Origin of the sequence: Roseicella frigidaeris (assembly GCF_003258945.1) — a bacterium.
Taxonomy (GTDB): domain Bacteria; phylum Pseudomonadota; class Alphaproteobacteria; order Acetobacterales; family Acetobacteraceae; genus Paracraurococcus; species Paracraurococcus frigidaeris.
The window spans coordinates 1-5,094 of sequence record NZ_QLIX01000064.1; the positions used below are offsets into that span (position 1 = coordinate 1).

6 protein-coding genes are annotated in these 5,094 nt (G+C 63.6%); 3 read left to right on the plus strand and 3 right to left on the minus strand.

Annotated elements, in window-relative coordinates; all coding sequences use genetic code 11:
* Positions 1-249: 249 nt before the first annotated feature.
* The 3 genes from tcmP to DOO78_RS26590 all read right to left on the minus strand — a co-directional run bounded on the left by tcmP (position 250) and on the right by DOO78_RS26590 (position 3,030).
* The gene (tcmP, locus tag DOO78_RS26580; RefSeq protein ID WP_111472897.1) at positions 250-1,152 is read right to left on the minus strand and encodes a three-Cys-motif partner protein TcmP; all 903 of its coding nucleotides are present in this window, start codon (positions 1,150-1,152) and stop codon (positions 250-252) included.
* Positions 1,149-1,898, minus strand: coding sequence for a DUF5131 family protein (locus DOO78_RS26585; RefSeq protein ID WP_111472898.1), 750 nt, complete (start codon positions 1,896-1,898; stop codon positions 1,149-1,151). The genes tcmP and DOO78_RS26585 overlap by 4 nt, the downstream gene beginning before the upstream one ends.
* A gap of 82 nt (positions 1,899-1,980) precedes the next feature.
* Entirely contained in the window at positions 1,981-3,030 is a 1,050-nt protein-coding gene (locus DOO78_RS26590) for a DNA-binding protein (RefSeq protein WP_111472899.1), read from the minus strand.
* A 353-nt stretch (positions 3,031-3,383) separates the two neighbouring features.
* On the opposite strand from DOO78_RS26590, the gene DOO78_RS26595 reads away from it, so the two are divergent.
* From DOO78_RS26595 to DOO78_RS27255, 3 genes are all read left to right on the plus strand, one after another.
* A complete protein-coding gene (locus DOO78_RS26595) occupies positions 3,384-4,106 on the plus strand; it encodes a ParA family protein (RefSeq protein ID WP_111472900.1) in 723 nt (240 codons plus the stop codon).
* A 69-nt stretch (positions 4,107-4,175) separates the two neighbouring features.
* Positions 4,176-4,508, plus strand: coding sequence for a hypothetical protein (locus tag DOO78_RS27250; RefSeq protein ID WP_128080183.1), 333 nt, complete (start codon positions 4,176-4,178; stop codon positions 4,506-4,508).
* Positions 4,509-4,663: 155 nt separating this feature from the next.
* Positions 4,664-5,094: hypothetical protein (locus DOO78_RS27255; protein WP_133258037.1), on the plus strand; the 431-nt coding region annotated here is incomplete at its 3' end.

A 5,094-nucleotide genomic window follows, 5' to 3' on the forward strand; every position in this document is an offset into this window, starting at 1 on the left:
CCGCTTGGCCATGATCCGCATCATGCTGCGACGGCTGGCCGCAACCCCCTCCGCCTGAATCAGAACTTCCCGGATGGGCTCTTAGCCATCGGTCCTTTGACTGTCTTATAGAATTCACGAGTGATTTTTGACATTCAGGCCCGCTCCATTGCGAAGTAGATATTACAGATTTGATGCGGCGATGACGCCCGAGAGAACACGAAACTTCCATGCTCGGCGTTCTCTGCCTTGCCGCCACCACAGATTGGCTCAGGCGCTAACGGGCCCTAGCCCTGGCGCTCGCCGCGCCGGGCGCCGGCCGTCAGCGGATAGGGTTCGCCCATCTCTTAACGGGACGGGCGGCATGCTTGAGCGCTCGACGTTCTCGCCCTTGCTGAGGATGTGGTGCGCCCCTTTCAGGCCGAGCGGGTGCGGCCCAGCCCAGATCAGGTAGTAGAGGTGACCGCCCTTCGTGTTCTTGATCAGTCGCGCCGGAGAGACATGCCCAAAGGCGGCCTTGAGCCGTTCGCGGTACCACTCCAGCAGCCGAGCCCCGGCGTCCTTGCGCTTCTCGGTTTTGGAGCCGAGCAGGTCAGTGTGCTCCTCGTAGACTTGGCTGTACCAACCTGGTGAGCCGAAGAAGCGGTCATGCGTCTCGCGCCAACCTGATGAGAGCACGGCGTTGCGCGGCAAGGCCCTCTGGATCGCCATGCCGAGGGCGAAGTTGATCATCACCTCGACCTGCTTCGTGGCGGCTAGGCGTTCGATCGTGCTCCAAGAGATCTGCATCCCGAACGGGTCGAGGAAGATCATGGCGCGGTGGCCGGAGCGACCCAGGTCGCTCTTCAATAGCTCGTCCAGTTCGTCGCCGGCCTTGCCCTGGCGCACCTCGATCCGGTGGCGGCCGCCATACTCTTCGCGCATCCGCTCGAGTTCGGCTGCCCGCGCGGGGTCGCGCTCAATGAAGATGTAGCGGCTGAAGGGATTGGGGATGTCGAGCGCCACGCGCGGTGAGCCGCGTATGTACTCCTCAGCCTCGGCATCGATCGGCGGTGGCTCGAGCTCGGCGAGGAGGTNCAGGGCAGTGGTGTAGAAGTCGAGGTACGCGCCCAGCGCTGCCAGCTTTTCTCGTGCCCACGGGCCGACCGTGGGACTTTGGTCGGGATCGTTCATTCAGCGGCGGCGAGCATCAGGGGTCGATCCTGTGGGAATTCGTCCCAGAGACGGCCATCCAGGGTGCGGCCATTCTGAGTGGGGCGGAAGCCACCCCATTGCTTGAAGAAGAAGGGTACGCCGGCTGCCAAGCACTGGTCGCGGATCTCGCGCACCCAGTCCGGTGACATGGGCCGTGCACGCGGCCCGCTCTCCCCGCCGACGATGACCCAGTGGATGCCTGCCAGGTCGAGTTGACCAATGGGTCCGATGAGGGGCTCGATTGACAGGAAGCGCACCGCGGCTGGGGCTTGCTGCAGATGCTCGATCCGTGACAGGCGGGCTTGGTCCTCAACGGAAACACCCAGCCAGATGTGTGGCGGCGCTGAGTGCTTCGCGTAGCGCCGTTTGAGGAAGTCACGCATCAGGCTGCTGCGTTTGGTCAGCAGCTGGAACTGGTGCCAGTGGGCCTGCTCCATCGTATCGAAGACCTTAGCGATGAAGGAAATCGGCACCTTCTTGTGGAACAGGTCGGACATGGAGTTGACGAAGATGCGCCGGGGCCGCTTCCAGGCGAGCGGCTGCTGCAGCCGCTCCGGGCGCAGCGTCAGGTCGAAGCCGGTCTCAAAGGGGTGGCCGGGCGTGCCACGAAAGCGCTCGGAGAACCGGGCTGCGTAGCAGTTGTCACAGCCGGGGCTGATCTTGGTGCAGCCCGTTACAGGGTTCCAAGTCGCGTCGGTCCACTCGATGTCAGACGAATCGGCCATACCCTAAACCAGAACATTCTAGGAAGACTCTCACGGCCCTTCCCTGTTTCGCAACCCACAAGCTCACCGGGTCGGCTACCCATTATCCCGTCGGGACGCTCATGGCGCCTCGCCGTTCGGCCTCCAGTGCCGCGGCCCGATCCTCTGCGACCTGTCGCCCACGGCTGACCTCGGTCAACTCGGCCCTCAGGGCCGCATTCCGTTGTTCGGTTGCTGCGGCCTCTCGCTGAGTAGCCTGCAGCACCGTCTCGGCTTGGCGGCGCTCTGTGCGCTCGGCAGCCAGTTCCGTCAGCATGCGCTCCTGCTGAGCATAGAGAGTTCGTTCGCTCGCCTGCGCGGCGGCCGCTTCCTGACGTGCAGCAGTAAGGTCGGCCTGGTGGGCGTCGCGGGCTTCCTCGATTTGCTGCCGGGCCGCGGCCAGCTCCGCTGTCACGCGGCCGACGTCAGTCTGTCGGACGGCCTCCGCTCTCTCCAAAGCTGCGCGGAGGTGGCCGACCTCATCGCGCATGGCTGCCGCCTGTGCCTCGGCTCGTGTCTGGGCCTCTCGTGCGAGTTGGGAAGCCCTGGTGAGGCTGTCCCGCTCTGCCTGGAGAGCGGCGATCTGTGTTTCCGCCTCCTGTGCGCGGTCGAGGGCTTGCCTCTCTCGCTCTGTCAGGCCGGCTATCTGAACGCGGGCTTCGCCGATCTCTGTTTCCAAGCTGGCGATCGCGTCCCCTCGCCGGTCCAGTTCGGTCTCTGTCGCGTCCACACTCGCCTCAGCGAGGTCGAGTTGCTCTTTGATGCGCTGTTCGGATGCCTGCAGATCGTCTGTGATGCGCCGGAACGTGGCATCCGCGTCCTCCCTCGCATGGCGATGGATCGTGCGGACAATGGTGTCCAGCTCGATTGTGAGTGCGGTCTGCGCCGCGGCTACGAGCTCGAGCAGTGGGGCTGGCAGGCTGATAGTATCGACTGGCTCGGCTGCCGGTGGAGCCGCATCTCCCTTTGCTGTCCAGACGGCCAGTAGGCGGCGCGGGTTGCCGCGGTCACCAAGCTCGCGGCGTATCGACCAGCCGTTGATCTCCTTGCCGCGGGCGCGGACCCGACGCGCCGCCTCCAAAACCTCAGATTCTGTTACGAGCGGGGGACGCATCCGAGCTGGCTCCGTTAGTTAGTATGTTTGGTTAAACAAACTAACCTCAAACAAACTAACTAATGGCTACCTTGTGGCGTACTCCTCCGCTTGATCTGGGGCCGGACTGTGCCGAGGCCGATGACGGGGTGTCGGCTTCCCTTTGATCGTCCCCCCCTCCCCTACTGCGCTGTTCGGAGACAGCAGATGCTATCTAACGATAGCGCAGCTATATTGATATCTGAAGATAGCGTCCGCTATTAGGGATTGCATGTGCTAGCGAGGGTAGCATAGAGAGGCAGGGGGTCAGGTTAGCCGGGCTAGCAGGGCGACTGTACCGCTAGGGGCGCTAGCAGACGCTATTGGGGGATAGCATGGGCAACATCGTGACGATTGCGACCAGCAAAGGAGGCGGCGGGAAAACCGCACTGACGACCCTCCTCGCTGCCAATCTGGCACCGCGTCTGCGGGTCAGCGTCACCGACGCCGATCGCAATGCGTCGTTCGCTACCTGGTTCAGGCTCGGCTACGAGGGCCACCCCCTCACCTGCCAGACCGAAATCCGGCACGTCGAGGTGGTTGACGTGCTGCAGGCCCAGGCTGAGACGCATGACCTCGCGCTGTGTGATACCGCGGGATTTGAGAACCAGACCGCCGCAATGGCTATCGCCACATCGGACGCGGTCCTGATCCCTCTAATGGCAGACCGTGGAACAGCTAGGGAGGCGATCAAAACCGCCAAGCAGGTACTGGCCTGCGGCAAGTCCGCTCGCCGCGCCATTCCGTACCACCTCGTGCCGATGGCGTGGAATCCGCGAGGCCTGGCAGAGCGTGCCACGCTTGAGGATCTGGCTGAGGCCGAGGCCGGGCTTGGCATCAAGCTCCCTGTCCTCAAGCAGCACATCTCCAGCTCAGCCGAGATCCGGAAAATGTCCTACACGGGCCGGGTCCCAGTCGCGGGCACGATCGGCCTGGAAGTCGACCGGCTGATCGCTGAGCTGACTAGCATTGGTGTGCTGCCAGCAAAGTCTACTTTCCCGGCTGGCACACCTGTCCAACCGGACCTTCTGGACGCCAAGCAGGATGCGGCTGGATAGCACACGTTATCCCTCATAGCCCGGCAAGTACGTAATAGCGGCGCTAGCGCCGATAACGGGAGTAGCGTTATGGCTGCAGGATTGAAGCGCAAACCGACTGGTCTGGAATTGGCTGAGGCGCTGGTCCAGGTCACTGGCGATTTGCCTGCGACTACCGCGGTCCGCGCTGAACCGGAGCGAGGAACCGAACGCCGCCAAGTGGCAGTGCCTCCGGCACCCAAGGTCGAACTGGTGCAGATTAATTTCCGCGCCAGCAAGGACCTCGCTAAGCTCATTGCTAGGCTCTCGGCCGAGCGTGGCAGCACCCGGCGCCTGGTCGCCCAGCTACTGCAGCTCGACGGCCACGAGGTGCCCGCGGCCGACCTTAACCCGCCCGACACTCGCAGGCGTTACGACGACTAGCGGGGCTAGCGCGTGGTAGCAGGGGAAGTAGGGCTAGCCATAGATAGCAACAGCTAGCGGGCTATAAGGGTCGATGGGCCGAGCATCATGAAGAAGAGGGGAGGGCGCCTGATCGGCGCCCTTCCTTTTGGGTAAGCGAGCAAGGAGCCGGAGTGATGGGGCAGGCGAAGCGGCGCCGTGAAGAGGGTGTGCGGGTGGTCTATCACCACACCAGCACCCTCCGAACGAACCTGTTGTGGATGTCCGGTGTGATCCAGGTCGAGGGACAGTCAGAGGGAGTCATCCATCCCGATCTGGGGGAGATTCTGACCGACGCCACTCTGCGGCGCCCCATGCGCGATTTCCCGCCGCTCGTGTGGTTCACGCGGCAAATCGTGGTGCCTCGTTGTCTGCAGCAATCGACGATGATGCTGCGGGACAAGGGTACAGGTGAGGTTCGCGCCATAGAGGCGCCGCATGGCGCGGCTAACGCAATCGCCCTAAATGCGGATTCCGGCGAAGTCGGCCACCGATTCCGACGCCATGTCGGCCGGCCATTCCGATCGATGTCGGCCGGGGTGGCTGCTCGCCCGAGGGCTGTTGGTTG

Coding starts and splice junctions, on each gene's coding strand:
- DOO78_RS26585 (WP_111472898.1), bottom strand. CDS start 1,898: ATGGCCGATTCGTCTGACATCGAGTGGACCGACGCGACTTGGAACCCT.
- DOO78_RS26590 (WP_111472899.1), bottom strand. CDS start 3,030: ATGCGTCCCCCGCTCGTAACAGAATCTGAGGTTTTGGAGGCGGCGCGT.
- DOO78_RS26595 (WP_111472900.1), top strand. CDS start 3,384: ATGGGCAACATCGTGACGATTGCGACCAGCAAAGGAGGCGGCGGGAAA.
- DOO78_RS27250 (WP_128080183.1), top strand. CDS start 4,176: ATGGCTGCAGGATTGAAGCGCAAACCGACTGGTCTGGAATTGGCTGAG.